Below are 22186 nucleotides of genomic sequence, written 5' to 3'. Positions count from 1 at the left end.
CTAGCGGATCTGCTGCTGCTTGGCCCTGACCGGAATGAGCAGGACCAGGCCGAGCAGCAGCACGAGCATGATTCCGAGGATGCCCCAGTACGCCTCGCCGAAGATCGTCACCATGGTCGCGAACGCGGTCGGGGCCAGAAAGCTCACCGCTCGACCGGTCGTGGCATACAGGCCGAAAACTTCGCCTTCCCGCCCGGCCGGAATGAGGCGGGCCAGAAATGTGCGGCTGGCGGACTGCGCCGGCCCCACGAACAGGGTCAGGGCCAGCCCAGCGGTCCAAAACACCACCTGGCCGCCATCGTGCAAAAAGAACACCACGAGGCCGCTGACCAGCAGGCCCACGAGCGCCGTCATAATGACCGGTTTCGCACCGAGTCGGTCGTCGAGCAGGCCGACACTCATCGTGGCCACTCCCGCCACCACATTGGCGGCAATGGCAAAAATAATCACTTCGCCGGCCGAAAATCCGAAAACGGATGCCGCCAACACCCCGCCAAAAGTAAATACGCCCGCGAGACCGTCACGAAAGATTGCGCTCGCGGCCAGAAAATACACGGTGTGCCGGCTGGTGCGCCAAAGTCGGGCAACGTCGTGGCCGAGCACACGGTACGACGCGAAGAAGCCCACCTTCTCGCGGCGCTCCGCTGCCGGTGCCCGGTATTCCGGCACTCGCAGAAGCAGGGGTAGAGCGGAGAGGCCGAACCACGCGGCGGCGAGCAGCATCGACACGCGCACGGCGAGGCCGTTCTCGCTCGTCACGCCGAACAAGCCGACCTCGGGGTCAATGAAACCGAAATACACCACGAGCAGCAGCACAATGCCGCCGAGATACCCCATGCCCCAGCCGAAGCCGCTGACCTTGCCGATGGTGAGCGGTGTGGATACCTGCGCGAGCATGGCGTTGTAATTGACCGAGGCGAACTCGAAGAACACGTTGCCGGCAGCGACCAGAAACAGGCCGAGAACGAGGTAGCTCGGCGAGGCCTGAACGAAAAACATCGCTGCCGTAATCACGACCACGACGAGGGTATTGACACCCAGCCAAAATTTGCGCCGCCCCGAGGTGTCAGAACGCTGTCCGGTGATCGGGGCGAGTACGGCCACGAGCAGACCGGCGATCGCCAGCGCCCAGCCCAGTTGCGCCGAGATCACATTCTCGTCGCCGAAGGACGACCCGGTCAAATAGACCGTGAACACGAAGGTCGTGACGACCGCGTTGAACGCTGCCGATCCCCAGTCCCAGAATGCCCAGGCCGCCACCCGACCGCGCGTGGGGGCAGCACCTTCGTCTGTTGAGACAGTCTCGGTCATGTGCATAGAGTACTGCCAGCGAGCAAACAACTCGGCCCGGGTTCAAAGTTGAGTCACTCACACTCAACTTTCAGCTGTAGAAATTGACACCGACTGAGCAGGTCTGAGAGACTTGAGTCATCGAGGCTCAAGTCTTGAGATTACTTTGTAGTTCGTTTCGCACATGATTGAAGGAGAACAACCCACATGGCTCGTGCAGTAGGTATTGACCTCGGAACCACCAACTCTGTGGTGGCCGTGCTCGAAGGTGGAGAACCCACCGTCATCGCCAACGCTGAAGGCTTGCGCACCACCCCCTCGGTGGTCGCGTTCACCAAAGACGGCGAGGTTCTCGTTGGAGAAACCGCCAAGCGTCAGAACGTCACCAACGTCGACCGCACCATTTCCAGCGTCAAGCGCCACATGGGCACCGACTGGAACGTCGCAATCGACGACAAGAAGTACACCCCGCAGGAGATTTCGGCGCGTATTCTCGCCAAGCTCAAGCGCGATGCCGAGCAGTACCTGGGCGAAAAGGTCACCGACGCTGTCGTGACCGTGCCCGCGTACTTCAACGACGCCGAGCGTCAGGCCACCAAGGAGGCCGGTGAGATCGCCGGACTCAACGTGCTGCGCATCATCAACGAGCCCACCGCCGCGGCGTTGGCTTACGGCCTCGACAAGGGCAAAGAAGACGAGCTCATCCTGGTCTTCGACCTTGGAGGCGGAACCTTCGACGTATCGCTGCTCGAAGTGGGCAAGGACGACGATTTCTCCACCATCCAGGTGCGCTCGACCGCCGGCGACAACCGCCTCGGCGGCGACGACTGGGACCAGCGCGTCGTTGATCACCTGATCAAGCGCTTCAAGGAGACCACCGGCGTTGACGTGTCCAAGGACAAGATCGCCAAGCAGCGCCTCAAAGAAGCCGCTGAGCAGGCCAAGAAGGAACTGTCGTCGAGCATGTCGACGAGCATTCAGCTGCCGTACCTGTCGCTGACCGAAAACGGCCCGGCCAACCTCGACGAGACGCTCACCCGCGCCCAGTTCGAGAAGATGACCGAAGACCTGCTCGACCGCACCAAGAAGCCCTTCCAGGACGTCATCCGTGAGGCCGGAGTCAAGGTCAGTGATATCGCCCACGTCGTTCTCGTTGGTGGTTCCACCCGCATGCCCGCCGTCTACGAGCTCGTCAAGAGCGAGACCGGCGGAAAGGACCCGAACAAGGGCGTCAACCCGGACGAGGTCGTCGCTGTCGGCGCCGCGCTCCAGGCCGGCGTGCTGAAGGGCGAGCGCAAGGACGTTCTGCTCATCGACGTCACCCCGCTGAGCCTCGGCATCGAGACCAAGGGCGGCATCATGACCCGCCTGATCGAGCGCAACACTGCTATCCCGACCAAGCGCAGCGAAACCTTCACCACGGCTGACGACAACCAGCCTTCCGTGGCGATTCAGGTGTTCCAGGGCGAGCGCGAATTCACCCGCGACAACAAGAACCTCGGAACCTTCGAGCTCACCGGTATCGCACCGGCACCGCGCGGAATTCCTCAGGTTGAGGTCACCTTCGACATCGACGCCAACGGCATCGTGCACGTGTCCGCCAAGGACAAGGGCACCGGAACCGAGCAGTCGATGACCATCACGGGCGGATCCTCGCTCGCGAAGGAAGACATCGAGCGCATGGTGCGCGAGGGTGAAGAGCACGCCGCTGAAGACAAGCGCATGCGCGAAGTTGCCGAGACCCGCAACACGGCCGAGCAGCTCGCCTACTCGATCGAAAAGATGATCAAGGACAACGACGACAAGCTGCCCGAGGATGTCAAGACCGAGGTTCAGGCCGACGTCGACGCTCTCAAGTCCGCTCTGGCCGGCGACGACGACGACGCGGTGAAGACCGCGTTCGACAAGCTCAACGAAAGCCAGGGCAAAATCGGCGAAGCCATCTACAAGTCCAGCCAGGCGGATGCCGCAGCCGGCGCTGACGAGGCCGGCACCGACGAGGCTCCCGCCGACGAGAACAAGGACGAAGACGTTGTCGACGCCGAGGTTGTTGACGACGACGAAGACGACAAGAAGTAGGCCGCAACTATGGCAGACAAGAAACATCCAGACAACGACGCATCCGCTGCGGGGGTGCCCGATGACGGCACCGCCGCGGCGGGCGCGGCGGCGCCTGCCGATGCGGCGGGCGCTGCTGAGTCGGGCGGCGCTGACTCGGACGGCGCTGACTCGGACGCTGTGGACTCGGCCGACGGCATCGAAGAAGACGAACTGACCGTTCAGGACATCCTGGACGCGGCGGAGCGCGAAGCTGCTGAACCGTCGAGCGAACACCTCGCCGACCTCAAGCGGGTGACCGCGGAATACGCCAACTATCGTCGGCGCACCGAAGCCAACCGGGCCATCGAGAAAGAGCGCGTGACCGGAGATATCGTCAAGGCACTGATTCCGGTGCTCGACGACATCTACCGTGCTGAGAAGCACGGTGATCTCGTGCCCGACTCGGCATTCGCGACGATCGCCGCCAAACTGCGTGCCAGCGTTGAGCGGATGGGCCTGACCTCGTTCGGCGAGGTCGGTGACCTCTTCGATCCAACCATGCACGAGGCCATCTTCCAGCAGCCGAATGCGGCCGTCGACACCGAAACCGTCGGCGATGTCGCGGAGACGGGGTACTACCTCGGTTCCACGCTGTTGCGCGCGGCCAAGGTCGTCGTTCAGGTACCGAGCGATGGCTAGCCAGGACTGGTTCGACAAGGACTTCTACAAGGTTCTCGGGGTATCGAAAGATGTCACGCCGGCCGAGTTGAAGAAGGCGTACCGCAAGCTCGCCCGCAAGTACCACCCGGATTCCAATCCGGGGAACCCCGCCGCCGAGGCGAAGTTCAAGGAACTCAGCGAGGCGCATTCGGTGCTGAACGATGCGGCCCAACGCAAGGAATATGACGCCGTTCGGGCCATGGGCAGCGGGGCGCGGTTTGCCGCGCCCGGCGGCCGAGCCCAAAGCGGTGGATTCGAGGACGCCTTCGGAGGCATGTTCGGCGGTGGCGGAGGCCGCCAGCAGAGCTACACCTTCGAGCAGGGTGGCTTCGACGATATCCTCGGCGGCATGTTCGGCCGCGGAGGCGGCGGAGCCGGCTTCGGTAACCCCACCGGTGGTTACCGCGGGTCGGGCGCTCCCACCCGTGGCCGCGACGTGATCGCGTCGACGACTATCGATTTCATCACGGCCACCCACGGCGACCAGATCAGCCTGCAAACGCAGGAGGGCCGACCGATCAAGGTCAAGATTCCGGCCGGAGTCGCCGACGGGCAGAAGATTCGCCTGCGCGGCAAGGGGCAGTCCAGCCCGGACGGCGGAGAGTCTGGCGACATCGTGCTGACAATCACCGTGCGCAAGCACCCGGTGTTTGAACGTGACGGGCTCAACCTGCGCGTCACCGTGCCGGTGACTTTCGTGGAAGCAACCCTCGGCGCGACGATCGAAGTGCCCACCCTCGGCGGCACCCCGGTGAAACTGCGCGTTGCCCCAGGCACTCCCGGTGGCCGCGTTCTGCGAGTCAAGGGTCGCGGCGTTACGACCGCGAAGGGCACGGGCGACCTGCTCGCTATTGTGCAGGTTGCGGTGCCATCGCATCTCTCGAAAGACGCGGAGGAGAAACTCGCTGCGTTCGCCGAGGCGCTACCCAAAGAAAACCCGCGTGATGAACTGATCGCGCGGGCGAGGGGCTGACGATGGACGAGACCACCCGGGTGTTCGTGATTTCCACGGCTGCTGAGCTTGCGGGAATGCACCCGCAAACCCTGCGCCAATATGATCGCCTGGGCCTCGTCAGCCCGGAACGCACCCCCGGCAAGAGCCGTCGGTACTCCATGCTCGACGTGGCAAAGCTCCGTGAAATTGCGGAACTCGGCTCGGAAGGTGTGAGTCTGGAAGGCATCCGTCGTATCCTCGAACTCGAGGATCACGTGCGCGGGCTCGAAAATCGCCTGCGCGAGTTGGAATCGACGCTCGCCGACGAACTACTGAACCGTCCGGGCCGCCGCGTTTTCGCGGCGGGCTCGGCCGGCGATGTTATTTCAATGAAGGCGGGCACTCGCACCAAGCGCAGCAACCAGATTGTCATCTGGCGGCAGCGAGACCATAGTTAGCTCCAGGTTTTTGTTTCACAGCACGAACTGGTTGCACCAGTACCACCTTCAGGGGGAACCATGTCCGAATCGGACGCGTTTGACCAGTCCGCGCCGCGGAATTCCAGCACCACAGCGAACACGCAGTTGAAAGGTTCCGCCACGAACGTGAACGAATTCGATTTCGACCGCTTGCGCCGTCGCCCCGACATTGAGGCGGAGAACCTGTTCGCCGTCGACGCGAGTGACCGCCTCATTCTCGATGAGGCCGCGGGTGCGCTCGCCGCCTACCGCGCTGGTGGCGTTGTCGTGTTGGAGGACCGCTACGGCGCTCTTACCCTCGGCGCCGCCGCCCTGCACAATGCCCGTGGCATTCGGGTCTACCAGGATGCGCTCTCGGGCGAATACGCGCTCGACAGCAACGCCTCCGGTGTCAACCTGACCGACGCGTACCGCTCGCTTCCGCTCGGAGAAGAGCTGCTCAAAGACGCCCATGTGGTGCTGCTGCAGCTGCCGAAAAGCCTGGATGCGCTCGATGAGATTGCCGGTGCCATTGCCCGGTACGCGGCCGCCGATGTGATCGTTTTCGCCGGCGGACGGATCAAGCACATGACCGTGAGCATGAACGAGGTGCTGCGCCGTCATTTCGGCGCCCTCAACGTGCGACCAGCGCGCCAGAAGTCTCGCGTGCTGATTGCCTCCTCGCCGTTGGCCACGTCGACGACCGACTGGCCGCACAGCGAGCACCATGATGACTATGACCTCAACGTGCGCGGTCACGGCGGAGTGTTCGCCGGCACCAGCATCGATATCGGCACGCGCGCGCTACTCGAGGTACTCGACCGCATGAAGCCTGACGCCGAGCGTGCCATCGACCTGGGCTGTGGCACCGGCGTACTCGCCGTGGCCCTGGCCGCGCAGCGTCCCCTGCTTCAGGTGCTGGCGACGGATCAGTCGGCCGTGGCGGTCGCATCCGCTCGCGCGACCGTCGATGCCAATGCGCTCGCTGATCGCGTCACCGTGCTGCGCGCCGACGGCCTGGCTGGCCAGGCGGATGACTCGGCCGACCTGATTTTGCTCAACCCGCCGTTTCATATCGGGGCCTCCGTGCATGCCGGCCTGGCGGAGAAGCTGTTCATCGACGCTGCCCGGGTACTCGCACCCGGTGGCGAGCTGTGGACGGTATGGAACACGCACCTCGGCTACCGTCCGATGCTCACCCGCATCGTGGGATCGACCCGCCAGGTCGGGCGCAACACCAAGTTCACCGTGACGGTCTCGACCGGCCGTTAGGCTTCGTCGGCCCGGCGTGGGGCGTTAGACGGACTGCGCGACCGGGTCGCCGTTCAGCACGTCGAGCTGCCACCGTGTCACACCATCGGTGTGCACGTGGTGGTGGTGCACGAGGTTGAGTGTGGCGTTACTGATGCTGCCGATGTGCAGGTCAAGAGCGTGGGCCAGGCAGAGCCGGATGAGCGTACCGTGCGCGACCACGATAATGCGGGCTCCGGGATGCTCACGGGCCAAGTCACCCAGGGCCGCAATACCGCGCGCGGCCACGGCCTCCTCGGTTTCGGCACCGAAAAAGCCGCCGGGAAACCGCAGGGCCTCGAGCTCGGCTCCGGCGCTGAGACCCTCGGCGGGCCCGTAGTCGCGCTCGATCAGACCCGGAATGCGTCGGGCGGCGTCGAGCCTGAGCTGAGCGCCGATCAGGTCGGCGGTCTCGGCGGCACGAGACAGCGGTGACGAGACGATGAAGTCCCAGTCGTAGCTCGACAGCGGGGCGACGGCATCCGCTGCCTGGCCCCGTCCCACGTCGTTGAGCGGGATGTCGGTGGCGCCCTGGATGCGCGCCGCGGCGTTCCAATCGGTCTGGCCGTGGCGAATGAGGGCGAAGGTCGTCGTGGTCACCCGTCTATTGTGCCTTGGCCGCCTGTGTGTGGCGACCTCAGCGCCCGCCCGGATAGCGCCTGCCGGATGGGATCAGGCCGCAGCAGTGCCCCCGCCGAGGTAGGCCGCCCGGACCTCGGGCAGTTCGATGAGTTCGGCTGGTGTGCCGGAGAGCGCAACGCGGCCGCGGTGCAGCACGGTTGCGCGGTGGGCGATCTTGAAGGAGGCGCGCACATTCTGTTCTACCAGCAGTACGGCGAGCTGCTTCTCACTGCACAGGCGCGCCAGCACCTCCATGATTTCGGAGACCACCTTCGGGGCTAGTCCGATCGACGGCTCGTCGAGCATGATCGCCGTGGGGTCGGCCATCAGGCCTCGCCCGATGGCGACCATTTGCTGCTCCCCACCGGAGAGTGTTCCGGCTGCCTGGGCCATCCGGGTCTTCAGTCGTGGAAACAGGTCAAGCACGGCGTCGACATCGCCGCGCCCCTTCTTGGTCCAAGCGCCGAGCATGAGGTTGTCCCGCACCGACAGGGTCGGAAAACACAGACGGTTCTCCGGCACCAGGGTCAGTCCGAATCCCGCCATTTTCTCGGTCGGCTTACCGCCGATCGAGCGGCCCTCGAGTGTGACCGAACCGCCCGTGGGCTTGATCAGCCCGCTGATGGCGCGCAGCAGGGTGGTCTTTCCCGCTCCGTTGGAGCCGACGACCGCGAGAATCTCGCCGCGAGCTACCTCGATCGATACGTCGTGTAATACCCCGAGCTGGCCGTAACCGGCGTTGAGCCCGGAAACCAGGAGCGTCATACGTGTCCTTCCAGATCGGTCAATTCGGTTTCGACCTCGTCAACGTCGGTGCCGAGGTAGGCAGCGATCACCGCCGGATCGTTGCGTACGACTTCGGGTTCGCCGTGGGCGATGAGTACCCCGTCGTCGAGTACCGCAACATGATCGGCCAGCGACATGACCTGCGCCACGTCGTGTTCGACGAGCAAAATGGTCAGCCCGGCATCACGCAGGCGACGCAGCAGCTCGGCCAGCACGTCGCGCTCGGCACCGGAGAGCCCTGCCATCGGTTCGTCCAGGAGAAGCAGCGCCGGCTCGGCGGCCAGAGCGCGGCATACTTCCATCATGCGCTGGCGACCGAACGGGAGGGACCCGGCCTCCTCGTGCGCGACATCGGTCAGGTTCATCGATTGCAGGATGTCGTGCGCGACGCCCCGGTTCGACCGCTGTTCGTGTGCTTGCAAACCCAGCATGCCGCGCAGGATCCCGGCTCGGCCCTGGCGGTACCGGCCCATGTAGACGTTTCCGACGACGTCGGTCGAGCTGAAGATCTGCAGGTTCTGGAACGTGCGGGTCAGCCCGTGGCTCGCCGCGACGTGCGGTTTGCGGCCGGAGATGGTGCGACCCAGGAACGTGACGGTGCCGGAGGTGGGTGCCAGCGTGCCAGAGATGATGTTGAAACAGGTCGTCTTGCCAGCGCCGTTGGGACCGATGAGTCCGAGGATGGTTCCGGCCGGAACCGTGAGGTTCACGGCGTCCAGGGCGACGACGCCGCCGTAGCGCATGGTGAGTCCGGAGACTTGCAGGATCGGCTCGCCGGGAGCCAGCGGGGCACTGATCCGGGGCAGCGCGACAACCGCAGCATCGTCGACCTCGGTCATGCCGACCGCGGCTTTACCGGGCACCTTGGACTTGACCCAGCGCCAGAGCGCAGTGGTGGCCTGTACCAGCCCACCCGGCAGGAGCAGAATCACTAGAACGAGCACGATGCCGTAGCCGAGCAGTTGCACCTCACCGGTGGCGCCCGGGATGAGGGCCGGAATGAGCTCGCTCATTCCTTCACCGAGGAATTCGATCAGGAACGCTCCGGCCAGGGCGCCCCAGACCGAGCCGAGACCGCCGATCACGACCATGAGCAAGAACTCGACAGACACCTGGAAGCCCGCGATCTGCGGACTCACGATCGCGACCTGGTAGGCGTAAAACACGCCGCCGAGACCGGCGAATCCGGCGGAAAGTACCAGTACCTTCAGGCGCAGGGCATAGGTGCTGACCCCGAGGCTTTCGGCAGCCACCTCGGAATCGTTGACCGCCGACAGTGCGCGACCGGCGCGGCTGTGCGTCAAATTGAGCGCCAAGATGATGCCGAGCACAACGAACGGCGTCACGAACCAGAAGAACAGTCCGTTGTTGGTGATCGGAATCCCGAACACCTCCGGTCGGGCGATGCCGTAGATTCCCGTGGTGCGTCCGGTGAAGTCCCATTCCCGGGCCGTGATCATGACGATGAAGCCGAGCCCCAGCGTCGCGAGGGCCAGGTAGTGGCCGCGCAGACGCATGAGCGGCAGGCCCACCAGCAGCGCCACCAACATGGCGGCGAGGACGCCGATCGTGGCCGCGATCGGCCCGGGAACGTCATACTTGGTCAGCAGAATGGCGTGCGTATAGGCGCCGATCCCGAAAAATGCGGCCTGGCCCAGGCTCACCTGCCCGGCCAAACCCATCAGCAGGCTCAGCCCGATGGCGGGCAAGGCGAAGATCATCGCGAACACGGCCACGTTCATCATCGACGCGCTCGCGGTGAACGGAATGATGATCGCGACGACGATGAGGATGGCGCACCCGATCAGGGTGCCGCGGTTGGTCGCCCAGAATCGCTTTCGGGGGGTGAGATTGCCGACGAATGTCGGTGCTGTGGAGTCTGTCATTGCGTTACACCCTGACGGCTGTGGGCTTGAGAACGAGGCCCTGTGTTCGGAACGTGAGCACAAGGATGAGGATGAGGAACGCGACGCCGTCGCGCAGCCCGGAAGCGACGTAACCGGCGACGTAGGCCTCGATGACACCGAGCAGCAGCGCGCCGACGATGGCCGCGCGGAAGGAGGAGAACCCGCCGAGGATCGCGGCTACGAAGCCCTTGAGACCGAGCAGCAGCCCGCCGGACCAGATCGACAGGGAGATCGGGGAGGACACAACGCCCACCACGCCTCCGACGAAGCCCGCGATCGCGAAGGCGAGCACGGAGGCCATGACGGGGGAGATCCCCACGATTCGGGCGGCGATGGGCTGCTCAGCGCAGGCCCGCAGGGCTTTGCCGAACCGGGTCTTTTCGTAGAAAAGCATGATGCCGCCGCCGACGACGATGAGTGCGCCGAGCATCCAGAGCTCTTGCGAGCGAATGCTGACCCCGCCGATGAGAAGATTCTCGCCGGGAAAACGCGGTAGTCCTCGGGCTTCGGGCCCCCAGATCAGCAACATGATGGCCTGCAACAGGATCGACACACTGAGGGTGACGATCATGGAGAAGAGGGTGGTCAGGTTCTTCACTCGGGCGACGATCAAGCGTTCGACGGCTATGGCGACCAGGGTGACCGAGAGGATCGCCACAAAAATTGCCACGATCAGCGGCATGCCGGCCGCCGTCAACCACGCGCCGCCGATGCCCGCGAGCATGGCAAATTCGCCCTGGGCAATGTTGACGACTTGCCGCACGGTGTAGACGGCGATCAGCCCGACGGCGAGCAGGGCGTACACAGATCCCTGTGAAAGCCCTGCCACCGTCAGCTGCAGAAAATCGATGAGCACAGTCAGTCCTTGAGGAGGATCCAGCGGCCGTCCTGCGCCTCAGCGAGGATCAGTGCGGATGCATCCAGGCCCGAGTGGTTCTCCGGGGTCATCTTGTATTCTCCAGAGATTCCGATGAACTCCGCCTGCTCCAGTTCATCGCGCAGTGCGTTCGCGTCGGTACCGACCTTTTCGATCGCGTTGACCGCGATGTGCCAGGCGTCGAACGCGTGTCCACCGAAGGTGGAGGGCTGCTCGCCGTAGGCGGCGCTGTAGTCGGCCTGGAACTTCTCAATGACCGGGCGCTGGGCGTTGTCGGCGGGGAGCTGCTCGGTGACGAGCAGGCGACCCATCGCCGCAATGACGCCGTTGGCGGAGTCGCCGGCCGCGTCGAAGAACGCCTGGTTGGCGATGCCGTGCGACTGGTAGACCGGCTTGTTCACGCCGAGCTGAACGTAGGCCTTCTGGGCCAGGCCGGCTGCGGGGTTGATACCCCAGATGATGACGGCATCGGCGTCGGACCCACGCACGTTGGTCATCTGCGGGGTGAAGTCGGTCGCGCTCGGCTCGAAGGACTCGGTGGTGACGAGGGTGATGCCACGCTCGGCACCGAGGGATGTGATGTAGTCCGCGATGCCTTCACCGAACCCGGTGGCGTCGCGCACGAGGGCCAGCTTGGTGTACCCCTTCTTCTCGGCGTCATTGAGAATGCTCTCGAGCACCGTGACGTCGTTCTGTGTGGTCTTGAAGACCCACTTGGCGCCATCGACGATGGCCGCGTTGGCCGCGACGGAAATCAGCGGAATTTCGGCGGCTTCGGCCAGCGGGCGCATGGCCAGGCTGGGGCCGGTGCGTGAAGCGCCGATGATCAGGTCAACGCCCTCACTTTCAATGAGTTTGGCGGTGGCCTTGGCCGCACCATCCTCGGTGGATTCATCGTCGAGGATGATCAGTTCGACGTCGCGACCGTTGATGCCGCCCTCGTCTTTGAGCTGAGCGGCCAACATCTTGAGCGTGTTCTGTTCGGGCACACCCAAGCTAGCGCCAACGCCGGTGATGTCGAGCACGGCACCGATCTTGATCGGGCCGGAATCTGCTGACGGGTCGGTGTCGCTGGAACCACCCAGATTAGACGTGCTGCATCCGGCCAGAACCAGCGCTGTCGCGATGACTACGGGCGCGAAAAGGCGCATTCGAGACTGCTTCACTGAAAATCTCCTCTTTGAGAATTGGAATATTAATTAGTTACCGACCAGTCGGTAGCTAAACCCTCTGGAGACACAGTACAAGTCACGCGAGCCCGGTCACAAGCAATCTGGGACGGATATGGTAACGACTGGGTGACGGTTCGGGCCTCGGGCACCGTCGTTGGTGACGACGCTCAGTCGGTCGTTGCGCGCGCCGGCGCACTCCTGGGCCGGGCCGGCATCCGCTGGGGTGTGAGGGCGAGTCTGGCCAAAACAACGACCGACCAGCCGAACATGGCCATGAGGAGAACATTGCGCGCGGTCAGTAGCAGCAGTGCGGGCAGATCTCCCGCGATCAGCGACATGTAGAAAATGGGAAAGATCAATGTGGTCAGGCCCGAAATGGCCAGCAGCAACACGGCGGGCACGCGCCAGGCCGCCCAGCCGTGTGCGACACCGACCGCGACCACCGGAACCAGCCACAGCATGTATTGCGGCGACCCGACCTTGTTGAAGACGACGAACGCGCCGACCAGAGCGAGTGAACCGATCAGCAACAGCTGGGCGGCATCCGCTTGCCGACGCTGTGCCATCAACATGAGCACGAAGATTGCGGCGATAGCGCCGAACATGACCGGTGTCATGAGGGAGGCGACCAGGTGGGTGCCGGGGCCGCTCACCTCGCGAGTGGCGATCACGTAGTTTTCGTAGATGACCGTGCCGTGGTGGCCGAGCGCGGCCAGCCACACCCAGGGCGTCGTGATCGGAGCTTCGAGCTGCAGGGCACGGTCGGATTGCTCGGTGACGAATCCGGTGAGAAATTGTGCACCACCAAGAAGCCAGACGGATGCCGCGACCCCGGCCGAGACGGCCGCCCCGGTGGCAATTACCGTGCGCCGGCGGGGTGACACGGTGACCACGGCGAGGAACACGGCGGCCGGCCAGACCTTGATCCAGGTGGCGAGGGCGAGTACAGCGGCGGCGACCACCGGCCGCCGCGCGAGCAGAACGAGCCCGACAATGACGAGCGGCGCCGTGATTCCTTCCAGCCGCAGGAGGCCGACCGGGCTCAGGAGAAAAGATGCGAATAGCCAGTACCACGCTGACTTGTAACCGCTGCGGCGGCGTCCCCAATCGGTCAAGGCTCCCACCGCGACGGCGTTGAGGGCTGATGTCATCAGAAACCAGAGCAGTTGGTAGAGCAGTGGGCCGGCGATTGCCGCGAAGGCGATGGGCGCCATCGCGCCGATCGGATAAACCCAGACGACATCGATGCCCTGCCAGACGCCGTGGTTCAGGCCGAGTTGCGCCCAGGTGCGGTACAGCGGAAGGTCACCAAGAACCCGGCCGGTGAGGATGGTGGGCAGCAGGGCAAATAGAAACACCGCGTGCAGGCCGAGAAAACCAAGTACGAGGGTGCGCGGCCGTTGCAGCGCAAGCCGGCGGCTCGGGGTGAGTGCCCGGGCCAGACGGGCGTCAACCCGATCGAAAATTGTGGACATGGGACCGTTTCTGCAGCGTGCGAGGTGTGGCCGTCGCGTGCAGTCTAGGGGTGCTGGGTGAATCCCCGGTGTCGGTTTCGGGCAGGGGGGTCGCGAGTGCCCGGTGGTGTGCCCGAGTGGATGTCTCGCATCCGCGCCACACTCTGGGCCCATGTTCGGCAACCGGGCCCATGATCTATCGTGGGCCCACTTTCCGGGCCCGGGCCCGGGCACTGGTGGGGGCCGGGCTGAGGGGGGGGTGAGAGGGGTGGGGTCAGGCCAGGAGTTCGCGAATGTCGGCGGCGGTGAGGGCGGTGCCGGCCGGTGCGCCGTCGGTCATCACGCTTTCGAACAGGCGAGCCTTGGTGGCCTTGAGGGCCATCACCTTCTCCTCGATGGTGTTCTTGGAGACCAGGCGGTAGACCATGACGTTCTTGGTCTGCCCGATGCGGTGCACGCGGTCCACGGCCTGGGCCTCGGTGGCCGGGTTCCACCACGGGTCCAGCAGAATCACGTAGTCGGCCTCGGTGAGGTTGAGGCCGAATCCGCCGGCTTTGAGGCTGATCAGAAAGACCGAGCTCGAGCCCTCTTTGAAGTCGCTGATGGCTTTGGCCCGGTTGCGAGTCTTGCCGTCGAGGTAGGAGTAGCTGATGCCGGCAGCGTCGAGCCGGTCGCGCGCCTTGCCCAGATACTGGGTGAATTGGCTGAAGATGAGCGTGCGGTGGCCCTCGGCTACGGTGTCTTCGAGCAGTTCCAACAGGGCATCGAGCTTGGTCGACGGCACGCTGTCGTATTTCGCATCGTAGAGGCTCGCGTCGAGGCTGAGCTGACGCAGCATGGTGAGCGAGCGAAAGATCTCGAACCGGTTGGCGTTCATGTCTTCGATCAGGCCGAGCACCTTCTGGCGCTCGCGGGCGAGGTGCATGTCGTAGACCTTGCGGTGCCGCGGGTGCAGGTCGAGTTCCAGCACCTGCTCCTGCTTCTCGGGCAGGTCGCTGGCCACCTCGGCCTTGGTGCGCCGCAACATGAACGGGCGGATGCGGCGGCGCAGCTGCGCGAGCCGGTCGGCATCGGCATCCGTTTCAATGGGCTTGCGGTAGTAATCGGTGAAGCGGCTGGGGCTGGGGAACAAGCCCGGCGCGGTGATCGAGAGCAGTGACCACAGCTCCATGAGGTTGTTTTCCATGGGTGTGCCGGTGATGGCGAGCTTGAATGGGGTGCGCAGGCGGCGGGCACAGACGTGCGCCTTGCTCTGGTGGTTCTTCACGAACTGGGCTTCGTCGAGCAGCAGTCCCGCCCAGTCGTGGGCGTTGTACTCCTCGAAGTCGAGGCGGAACAGCGTGTAGGAGGTGATCACGACATCCGCCTGGCCCATTTCGTGCTCCAGGCTCGAGCCACGCTTGCCGGCGGTCTGGGTGATGGCGACAGTTCTGAGGTCCGGCGCGAAGCGAGCACACTCGGTGGCCCAGTTCGAGACCACGCTCGTGGGGGCCACGACGAGGAAGGGCTTGGGCGGGGTGCCGGGCTCGGCCCGTTGGCTGTCGCGGGCGTGGGCGATGAGCGCGATGGCCTGCAGGGTCTTGCCGAGTCCCATATCGTCGGCGAGCACGCCGCCGAGCTGGTGGTCGTAGAGAAAACTCAGCCAGTCGAACCCGGTCTGCTGGTAGGCACGCAGGGTAGCGTGCACGGCCGGCGGAAGCGGTCGCTCGGCGATCGGTGCGGCTTCCGACAACCCCTCGACGGCGCTGCGCCAGGTGGCGGCCTGTTCGGCGACCACTCCCAGCAGCTGCAGTTCATCCCACAGGTCGGCCTGAAAACGGCTGAGACCGAGCGTGCCGGCGTTGCTCTCCTGCAGGCCGCGCGCCTCTTCGATCAGGCGACGCAACTGCTGTAGCTCGGGCCGGTCGAGGCTGAAATAGGTGCCGCTGTCGAGGATCATCAGATCCTGGTCGGTGGCCAGCGCGCGAAACAGGTCGTCGAAGGGGATGTCTTCGCCCTCGATCGTCACCGTGACGGCGAGGTCGAACCAGTCTCGGGTGTCGGTGCTTTCGGTGGTGGCGAGGCTGATCACGGGCGCTTCGTCGGCTTGGCGGTAGCTCGGGGCGTCGGCCGAGACCTGCACGATGATTCCGGAAGCCTCGAGCAGCGGTACCGCCTGGCCGAGGAAGGTGATCATGACGGCACCGTTCAGCTCGGAGTGTTCGAGCAATCGGACCGGACTGACCGGGGTTGCGGCCTGCCACAGGGTCGCAAACGACGCGGTCGCGCGTTCGACGTCGCCCAACAGGCGGCTCTCGCGGGTCAGATCGCGAAATCGGGTATCGCCCGGCGTCGGCCGAAGCGGATGCCGGTAGAGCACGGCGGCAGTGTCCGTGCCGGCTGCGACGTCGACATCGGCAGCGACGTCGACATCGGCAGCGGCCGGGTCAGTTTGCCGGTCGGTGGGCGCGACGTACTGCCATTCCCAAGCGAGGGTGATGCGGGCATCCGTGTGGTGGGTGATGGTGAGCGCCAGCTGCGGCCGGGCGGTTTTGGGCAGCGCGAAGGAGCCATCGTGACTGGTCAGGGCTAGTTTTTGCTGCAGGAACGGGTAGTAGTCGGCGAGGAAGGCGGCCTCATCGTCGGAGGGGATGTCAAAGCCGCCGGTGACGGCGAGGGCGCGAATCTCGGAGCTGACGGGGGCGTTCAGCGGGGCAAGAGTGAGCTGGTGGCCGGTTGCGAGCGGGTCGGCCGGGGTCGTGAAGGTGTAGGAGCCGTGTGCCGGATCGCCGATGAAGCCGAATTCGGCGCCCCGGTGCAGCTGCTCGTTCAGCACGAGGAGCGGGGTCAATTGCAGGCCATCGTCGTCACGTCGGATGTCGACCTCGAGTGAGGCCGGCGTGGGCGAGAGCAGTACGGGGTTCTGGGGATCCGTTGCGCAGACCAGTGGCAGACCACTCAGCTGGGCTTCGTGCAGTAGGTCCCAGAGGGCCTTGTTTTCGAAGTTCTCGAGGTAGAGCCAGTGGTCGGTGTAGCTGTAATAGCGCTGCCCGGTGGCGGAGAGGGCGTAGAGAGCGTTGAGGATCTTGCGGTGACCGCGATTGTAGGTGCCCGGGGTCCACGACAGGTTGTCCCAGGTGAGCGAACCGCGGATCCACTTGCCCTTTTTGCCCATGACCATTGGGCGTGCGCCGAGACGGCGCGGGCCCGGGCGTCGGTTGGCGCTGTAGGCGGGGTCGAGAATGTCGAATTGCAGCGCCAGGGCAGTGCTGCCGGCCGCGTCGCCGCCGGTCGGCTTGGCGATTGGGGCCAGAGCCGCGCGCCAGGCCGGTGCCGGCGGCACGGCGGGAACGACGGGGACGGCGCTCGGTGGTTGGTAGGCGGCCGGCACGAAGGTTGACTCGAACACGGGGGTGCGGCGGTCGCCGATCGCGCGAACGTTGGAGGCGGCGCGTTCGGCGTTCAACTCGGCGGGGGTGCTGCGGCTGGCCAGGAGTAGGGCTGCGACGTGTTTGCAGTTGCTGCCCATGGGGCAGGTGCAGGTTCCGCTGGCCCGCACGGCCTGGCCGGCGGCGTTCAGGGTGAACGAGACGAACACGGTGTACGGCTCGGGGCTGGTGCCGCTGACGTGACCGGTGAGGTGTGTTCCCGACGGGGCCCAGGACTGTTCGGTGACGTGCCCGTTGCGGGCGTAGCGCTCACCGCGCGAGAACGACTGGCTGCCGACGATGCGGGCGATCTCGTGCGTGCTGAGGGAATGGGCCATAGGTGTGGGAGCTCCGTAATGACAAGGGACCAACCTTCATTGTCTCACGGGAGCTCGACCCCTTGCTGACTGGCACCGTGCTGTGCGGCGGTCGCTTGCAGCAGGGCGAGGGCCTGCGCTTCGATATGGGTCTGCAGCACGATCACGCTCGACGATCGCACGATCGTCTGCGTGGCGACGATCAGGTCAAGCACGCGCTGCACATCGGCGTTCGACCGGGCGACGACCCGGGCGAGCATGTCGCTGTCGCCGGAGACCGTGTGCAGTTCGAGAATCTCGGGAATCCTGGCGAGGGCGGCGACGACGACAGCGTGGCCGGAATCCTGCCGCACGGTGAGGGAACAATAGGCGGTGACCGGAAAACCGAACTCGCTCGGGTTGAGCACGGGCGCCCAGGACTTGATCACACCGCGGCTCATCAGCCGGTCGAGGCGGGCCTGCACGGTAGCTCTGGCCACCTTGAGTCGGCGCGATGCCTCGAGCACCGAGAGCTTCGGTCGTTCGCAAAACAGGGTGACGAGGCGGGCATCCAGGGAATCGACGTGCATGCGGTGACCTTTCGTGCGTGCCGGTCAGGCATCATTGCCGCGCCGGGAGAGTGTACTAATTGTATGGTGTTTAACGAAAAATACACACAGAAATTCACAGAGTGTGCACTCCGATTGGTCAGTGTGGCGAACGCCGGGCGAAGTCACTAACTTTGCTGTGACCCGCCCGCCAATGGAAGGAGCCAGCATGGCGCCCCGCGCACTCGCTGCCACGCTCGACACTCTGCCCCCGCCCGTTTTGCCGCTCGTCGAAGCGGATGCCGCCGGCCCCGCCCAGCTACGCGACCTGTACCGCATGCTGTCGAACGTACGTCAGCTCGACGCCGCGGCCGTGGCCTGGCAACGCCAGGGGCTCATCCCCGGCTACGCTCCGATGCTCGGCCAGGAGGCCGCCCAGGTCGGTGCCGGTGCCGCCGTGGATACGACGCGAGATTTCGTTTTTCCGACCTACCGCGAAATGGGCGTGGCCTACACTGTCGGCGTGAACATGGTCGACTACATGTCGACCCACAAGGCGATCTGGCACGGTGGTCTCTACGACGCGGTCGCCACCCACTTCGCGCCGTTCCAGGCGGTCGTGGGTGGATCCGTTCTGCACGCGGTCGGGTGGGCACACGGCCAAACCTTGAACGCGGCATCCGCTGCCGAAACGGCGTTGGGCGTGGGCCTGGCCTTTCTCGGCGACGGCGCGAGTTCGCAGGGTGACGTGCACGAGGCCATGAACTTCGCCGCTATTCTGCGGGCACCGGTGGTCTTCTTTGTGCAGAACAACGGCTGGGCCATTTCGGTGCCCACCGAGCAGCAGGTGGCCGGCGGTTCGGTGGCCGCGCGTGCCGCGGGCTACGGTATCCCGGCCGTTCGGGTCGACGGCAACGACGTGCTCGCCGTGCTCTCGGCCACGCAGCGTGCCGTTGCCCACGCCAGAGCCGGCCTCGGCCCGGTCGTCGTCGAAGCCATGACGTATCGCCGCGGTCCGCACTCCACGAGTGACGACCCCGGTCGGTATCGCACCCTCGACGACGAGAAGATCGACGGCGGCGAAGACCCGCTCAGCCGGTTTCGTTCGATGCTGTTGGCCGGCAACGTAGCCGACGCGGCCTCCTTCGCCGAGGTCGACGCGCAGGCTCAGCAGCAGGCCGATGAGATTCGCGACGGCGTCGTGGCGCTCTCGAGCCGTCCCGGCAGCGAAATGTTCGACTTTGTCTTTCAAGAATCGACCCCGACGCTCGGCGCCCAGGCGCGCCAGTGGAGAGAGGAATCCGAGCATGTCTAACGCTCTGCAGAACGACACCCTCGAATCTGATCGGGAGCTGGCGTCGACACCGCTCGTGCAACTCTCGATGCAGCAGGCCATCAACCGGGCGCTCGGCGAGATTCTGGAAGCCGACGACCGCGCCCTCATCTTCGGTGAAGATGTCGGCCTGCTCGGCGGTGTCTTTCGGGTCACCGACGGGCTCCAACAGCGCTTTGGAGCCAACCGGGTCTTCGACACCCCGCTGGCGGAGTCGGGCATTCTCGGCACTGCAATCGGACTGGCCATGGCCGGTTTCCATCCGATTCCCGAGATTCAGTTCGACGGCTTCGCGTACCCGGCGGTGAACCAGATCATCACCCAGCTCGCCCGGATGAACTATCGCAGCCGCGGCACCCTGCCGATGCCGGTCACCCTGCGGGTGCCGAGTTTCGGCGGTATTCGCGCTCCGGAGCACCACGGTGAAAGCCTCGAATCGCTGTTCGCGCACGTGCCAGGGCTCAAGGTCGTGTCGCCGTCAAACCCACAGCAGGCCTATCACCTGCTCAAGCACGCCGCTTCAATGCCCGACCCGGTCATCTTCATGGAGCCCAAGGCGCGTTATTGGAACAAGGCCGACGTCAACCTGACCGACAACCGGACCGGCGGCGCTGTCGACAGCGCGTCCGTTGAAGGTTCGGTGATCGCCCGCCCGGGCAAGCATGCGACCCTCATCGCCTGGGGCGCCATGGTCTCCCGGTGCCTGCAGGTGGCGGAGTTGGCCGCGGAAGACGGCATCGAGCTGGAAGTACTCGACCTGCGCTGGCTCAAGCCGATCGACGAAGCCGGGCTGGCGGCATCCGTTTCACGCACCCGTCGCGCCATCGTCGTGCACGAAGGCCCGCACACCGCTGGCCTCGGCGCCGAGGTGGCCGCTCTCGTTTCGCAGAGCTGCTTCGACTCGCTGCGGGCGCCGGTCGAGCGCGTGACCGGCTTCGACGTGCCCTACCCCTCGGGCGATCTCGAAGACGAATACATCCCGAACATTGATCGAATTCTCTTTGGAGTTCAGCGAGTATTGGAGTACCGCCGTGGCTGAAATCTCATTTCCCCTACCCGACCTCGGTGAGGGACTGCTCGAAGCGACCGTGCTCGAGTGGCTCGTCGCCGTGGGTGACCAGGTCGAACGCAACCAGCCGTTCGTCGAAGTCGAAACGACCAAGTCGTCGGTGGAACTGCCCTCACCGATCGCCGGCATCGTGCTCACGCTGCACGGCAATCCCGGCGATGTCGTGCTCGTCGACGGGCCGCTGATCACTTTTCAGGTCGCCGACGATTCCGCCGGCATCGTGGGCACCGTGCCGGCCGAGGCTGCTCCGAAACGCCGCGTGCGCCTCTCGGCCGTTCTCGACGAAGACTGACCGGCGAAGACTGACCCGCGAAGGCTGCACCACATGACTGAAACAACAACGACCGACCGTATCTCCACCCTGTGCTGGGAGCAGCACGAACCCCTCGTCGACGCGGGCCTGCCACCGGTGCTGCTCGTACACGGCTTCGCCTCGTCAACCGCCCTGAACTGGGTGGCGACCGGTTGGGTGCGTGACCTCACCGCGGCCGGTCGCCGCGTTCTCACCGTCGACCTGCTCGGCCACGGAGTGAGCGCCGCACCGCTTGAAACGGATGCCTACGCCCCCAGCCGGCTGCGCGCGGCCGTGCTCGAGGTGCTCGGGCTGGCCGGCGCCCGGCCGCACGAGCTCGGCGACCCTGCCTCCGGCGTGGACCTGGTCGGCTACTCACTCGGCTCCCGCCTGGTCTGGGAGCTCGCCGGCGAGCGGCCCGACCTGATCAATCGGGCGGTGCTCGGGGGCATGAGCGCCGAAGACCCGCTCGCCGACTTCGACCTGGCTGCGGCCGACCGGTTTCTGACCGAGTCCACGGCGATCGACCACGAGTCGACCGCATCGCTCATGACCCTGATGCAGCTCGCGCCCGGAGCCAACACCCCGGCCCTGTTACGGCAGATCGCTGCGATCAAGGCGGAACGGTTCGAGCCGGGCGTATCCGTTCTAACCCGGCCGATGCTGTTCGTCACCGGCGATCGCGATGTGCTCGCGACCGGAACAGCCGACCTGGCGGCGCTCGCCGCCGACGCCGAAATGCTCTGGCTGCCCGCCCGCACCCACACGAACGCCGTGAGTTCGCGCGCCTTCAAGCAGGCCGCCATCGCATTCCTCGCCCGCTAGTTGCATTGCCCGGGGCCAGGTAGATTCAGCCCCGGGAGACGAACTGCGGCCGTATCGAACTGCGGCCGTATCGAACTAACCGAGCAGGGCCCGGTCGTCGAGCGACGCACCCTTGATCTTCGCGAACTCCGCGAGCAGGTCGGGCACGGTCATAGTGGCCTTGCGCTTCGCGTCGACATCGAGAATGATCTGTCCCTCGTGCATCATGACGAGCCGGTTGCCCAGGCGCAGGGCCTGTTCCATATTGTGCGTGACCATGAGGGTGGTCAGGTTGTGCTTGGCGACGATGCTTTCGGTGAGCGTCGTGACCAGTTCGGCCCGCTGCGGGTCGAGGGCGGCGGTGTGCTCGTCGAGCAGCAGGATGCGCGGCTGGGTGAAGCTCGCCATGAGCAGCGAGAGCGCCTGCCGCTGCCCGCCGGACAGCAGCCCGACGCGGGCCTTGAGCCGGTTCTCGAGGCCGAGTTCGAGCGAGAGGAGTTCCTCGCGAAAGAATGCGCGGCGCTTGTGGGTGACCCCCCAGGACAGCCCGCGGCGCTGACCGCGTCGGAGCGCGAGGGCGAGGTTTTGCTCGATGCTCAGGTCGGGCGCGGTGCCGGCCATCGGATCCTGAAACACCCGGCCGACGTAGGCGGCGCGGGCGTAGTCGGGCATCCGCTTCACTGAACTGCCGTCGATCGACAGGTCGCCCGAATCGATGGGCAGCTTGCCGCTGATCATATTGAGCAGGGTGGATTTTCCGGCACCGTTGCTGCCGATGACGGTGACGAAGTCTCCGGTGTTCAGCTGCAGTGACACGTTATTGAGGGCGACACGTTCGTTGACGGTGCCAGGGAAGAAGGTCTTGGTGATGTTCTCGATGAGCAGCAT

The 22186-nt window shown here is 65.2% G+C and carries 19 protein-coding genes; 9 read left to right on the top strand and 10 right to left on the bottom strand.

Going from position 1 to position 22186, the window contains the following annotated elements; all coding sequences use genetic code 11:
- Window positions 1–1311, bottom strand: coding sequence for an MFS transporter (locus QMK22_RS04870; protein WP_283496511.1), 1311 nt, complete (start codon window positions 1309–1311; stop codon window positions 1–3).
- 186 nt (window positions 1312–1497) lie between these two features.
- On the opposite strand from QMK22_RS04870, the gene dnaK reads away from it, so the two are divergent.
- From dnaK to QMK22_RS04845, 5 genes are all read left to right on the top strand, one after another.
- Complete coding sequence (dnaK, locus tag QMK22_RS04865; RefSeq protein ID WP_283496510.1) at window positions 1498–3369, top strand: molecular chaperone DnaK; 1872 nt, start codon at window positions 1498–1500, stop codon at window positions 3367–3369.
- A 9-nt stretch (window positions 3370–3378) separates the two neighbouring features.
- On the top strand, window positions 3379–4029 hold the full coding sequence (locus QMK22_RS04860; protein ID WP_283496509.1) for a nucleotide exchange factor GrpE: 651 nt from the start codon (window positions 3379–3381) through the stop codon (window positions 4027–4029).
- Window positions 4022–5023 carry a DnaJ C-terminal domain-containing protein gene (locus QMK22_RS04855; protein ID WP_283496508.1) on the top strand — a complete coding sequence of 334 codons (1002 nt, stop codon included), beginning with the start codon at window positions 4022–4024 and terminating at the stop codon, window positions 5021–5023. Before QMK22_RS04860 ends, QMK22_RS04855 begins: the two co-directional genes overlap by 8 nt.
- 2 nt (window positions 5024–5025) lie before the next feature.
- Window positions 5026–5442 (top strand): heat shock protein transcriptional repressor HspR, encoded by a 417-nt coding sequence (locus tag QMK22_RS04850; RefSeq protein WP_283496507.1) that lies wholly within the window; start codon window positions 5026–5028, stop codon window positions 5440–5442.
- A gap of 147 nt (window positions 5443–5589) precedes the next feature.
- A complete protein-coding gene (locus tag QMK22_RS04845; protein ID WP_283496506.1) occupies window positions 5590–6714 on the top strand; it encodes a class I SAM-dependent methyltransferase in 1125 nt (374 codons plus the stop codon).
- A gap of 24 nt (window positions 6715–6738) precedes the next feature.
- On the opposite strand, the gene QMK22_RS04840 is transcribed toward QMK22_RS04845, so the two are convergent.
- From QMK22_RS04840 to QMK22_RS04805, 8 genes are all read right to left on the bottom strand, one after another.
- On the bottom strand, window positions 6739–7332 hold the full coding sequence (locus tag QMK22_RS04840) for a histidine phosphatase family protein (RefSeq protein ID WP_283496505.1): 594 nt from the start codon (window positions 7330–7332) through the stop codon (window positions 6739–6741).
- Between the two features lie 72 nt (window positions 7333–7404).
- Complete coding sequence (locus tag QMK22_RS04835) at window positions 7405–8118, bottom strand: ABC transporter ATP-binding protein (protein WP_283496504.1); 714 nt, start codon at window positions 8116–8118, stop codon at window positions 7405–7407.
- Window positions 8115–10025 (bottom strand): branched-chain amino acid ABC transporter ATP-binding protein/permease, encoded by a 1911-nt coding sequence (locus QMK22_RS04830; protein WP_283496503.1) that lies wholly within the window; start codon window positions 10023–10025, stop codon window positions 8115–8117. Before QMK22_RS04830 ends, QMK22_RS04835 begins: the two co-directional genes overlap by 4 nt.
- A gap of 4 nt (window positions 10026–10029) precedes the next feature.
- Window positions 10030–10902, bottom strand: a complete 873-nt coding sequence (locus QMK22_RS04825) for a branched-chain amino acid ABC transporter permease (RefSeq protein WP_283496502.1) — start codon at window positions 10900–10902, stop codon at window positions 10030–10032.
- Window positions 10903–10904: 2 nt separating this feature from the next.
- Window positions 10905–12089, bottom strand: a complete 1185-nt coding sequence (locus tag QMK22_RS04820) for an ABC transporter substrate-binding protein (RefSeq protein WP_283496501.1) — start codon at window positions 12087–12089, stop codon at window positions 10905–10907.
- Window positions 12090–12262: 173 nt separating this feature from the next.
- The gene (locus QMK22_RS04815) at window positions 12263–13570 is read right to left on the bottom strand and encodes a glycosyltransferase 87 family protein (protein ID WP_283496500.1); all 1308 of its coding nucleotides are present in this window, start codon (window positions 13568–13570) and stop codon (window positions 12263–12265) included.
- 253 nt (window positions 13571–13823) lie between these two features.
- Window positions 13824–17294: a DEAD/DEAH box helicase gene (locus QMK22_RS04810; protein WP_283496499.1), complete on the bottom strand. Its 3471-nt coding sequence runs from the start codon at window positions 17292–17294 to the stop codon at window positions 13824–13826.
- 44 nt (window positions 17295–17338) lie between these two features.
- Window positions 17339–17842: an Lrp/AsnC family transcriptional regulator gene (locus QMK22_RS04805; RefSeq protein WP_283496498.1), complete on the bottom strand. Its 504-nt coding sequence runs from the start codon at window positions 17840–17842 to the stop codon at window positions 17339–17341.
- 187 nt (window positions 17843–18029) lie between these two features.
- Between QMK22_RS04805 and QMK22_RS04800 the strand changes: the two genes are divergently transcribed.
- From QMK22_RS04800 to QMK22_RS04785, 4 genes are all read left to right on the top strand, one after another.
- Window positions 18030–19115: a thiamine pyrophosphate-dependent enzyme gene (locus tag QMK22_RS04800; RefSeq protein WP_502857071.1), complete on the top strand. Its 1086-nt coding sequence runs from the start codon at window positions 18030–18032 to the stop codon at window positions 19113–19115.
- A gap of 67 nt (window positions 19116–19182) precedes the next feature.
- Window positions 19183–20172 (top strand): alpha-ketoacid dehydrogenase subunit beta, encoded by a 990-nt coding sequence (locus tag QMK22_RS04795; RefSeq protein WP_502857186.1) that lies wholly within the window; start codon window positions 19183–19185, stop codon window positions 20170–20172.
- On the top strand, window positions 20165–20494 hold the full coding sequence (locus QMK22_RS04790) for a biotin/lipoyl-containing protein (RefSeq protein WP_283496496.1): 330 nt from the start codon (window positions 20165–20167) through the stop codon (window positions 20492–20494). The genes QMK22_RS04795 and QMK22_RS04790 overlap by 8 nt, the downstream gene beginning before the upstream one ends.
- 33 nt (window positions 20495–20527) lie before the next feature.
- Window positions 20528–21319 carry an alpha/beta fold hydrolase gene (locus tag QMK22_RS04785; protein WP_283496495.1) on the top strand — a complete coding sequence of 264 codons (792 nt, stop codon included), beginning with the start codon at window positions 20528–20530 and terminating at the stop codon, window positions 21317–21319.
- A gap of 75 nt (window positions 21320–21394) precedes the next feature.
- Here QMK22_RS04785 and QMK22_RS04780 read toward each other — a convergent pair whose 3' ends face one another.
- Window positions 21395–22186, bottom strand: coding sequence for an ABC transporter ATP-binding protein (locus QMK22_RS04780; RefSeq protein WP_283496494.1), 792 nt, complete (start codon window positions 22184–22186; stop codon window positions 21395–21397).

The sequence above is a fragment of the Cryobacterium sp. PH29-G1 genome (assembly GCF_030063365.1).
Lineage (GTDB): Bacteria > Actinomycetota > Actinomycetes > Actinomycetales > Microbacteriaceae > Cryobacterium.
The sequence above is the reverse complement of the archived record's forward strand: the minus strand, read 5'-3'. Positions and strand labels throughout refer to the sequence as shown.

What these genes read in the sequence shown, in the direction of transcription:
- QMK22_RS04860 (WP_283496509.1), top strand. Translation starts at nt 3,379, where the DNA reads ATGGCAGACAAGAAACATCCAGACAACGACGCATCCGCTGCGGGGGTG.
- QMK22_RS04815 (WP_283496500.1), bottom strand. Translation starts at nt 13,570, where the DNA reads ATGTCCACAATTTTCGATCGGGTTGACGCCCGTCTGGCCCGGGCACTC.
- QMK22_RS04830 (WP_283496503.1), bottom strand. Translation starts at nt 10,025, where the DNA reads ATGACAGACTCCACAGCACCGACATTCGTCGGCAATCTCACCCCCCGA.
- QMK22_RS04855 (WP_283496508.1), top strand. Translation starts at nt 4,022, where the DNA reads ATGGCTAGCCAGGACTGGTTCGACAAGGACTTCTACAAGGTTCTCGGG.
- QMK22_RS04785 (WP_283496495.1), top strand. Translation starts at nt 20,528, where the DNA reads ATGACTGAAACAACAACGACCGACCGTATCTCCACCCTGTGCTGGGAG.
- QMK22_RS04850 (WP_283496507.1), top strand. Translation starts at nt 5,026, where the DNA reads ATGGACGAGACCACCCGGGTGTTCGTGATTTCCACGGCTGCTGAGCTT.
- QMK22_RS04795 (WP_502857186.1), top strand. Translation starts at nt 19,183, where the DNA reads ATGCAGCAGGCCATCAACCGGGCGCTCGGCGAGATTCTGGAAGCCGAC.
- QMK22_RS04800 (WP_502857071.1), top strand. Translation starts at nt 18,030, where the DNA reads ATGGCGCCCCGCGCACTCGCTGCCACGCTCGACACTCTGCCCCCGCCC.
- dnaK (WP_283496510.1), top strand. Translation starts at nt 1,498, where the DNA reads ATGGCTCGTGCAGTAGGTATTGACCTCGGAACCACCAACTCTGTGGTG.
- QMK22_RS04835 (WP_283496504.1), bottom strand. Translation starts at nt 8,118, where the DNA reads ATGACGCTCCTGGTTTCCGGGCTCAACGCCGGTTACGGCCAGCTCGGG.
- QMK22_RS04870 (WP_283496511.1), bottom strand. Translation starts at nt 1,311, where the DNA reads ATGACCGAGACTGTCTCAACAGACGAAGGTGCTGCCCCCACGCGCGGT.
- QMK22_RS04805 (WP_283496498.1), bottom strand. Translation starts at nt 17,842, where the DNA reads ATGCACGTCGATTCCCTGGATGCCCGCCTCGTCACCCTGTTTTGCGAA.
- QMK22_RS04780 (WP_283496494.1), bottom strand. Translation starts at nt 22,186, where the DNA reads ATGCTGCTCATCGAGAACATCACCAAGACCTTCTTCCCTGGCACCGTC.
- QMK22_RS04810 (WP_283496499.1), bottom strand. Translation starts at nt 17,294, where the DNA reads ATGGCCCATTCCCTCAGCACGCACGAGATCGCCCGCATCGTCGGCAGC.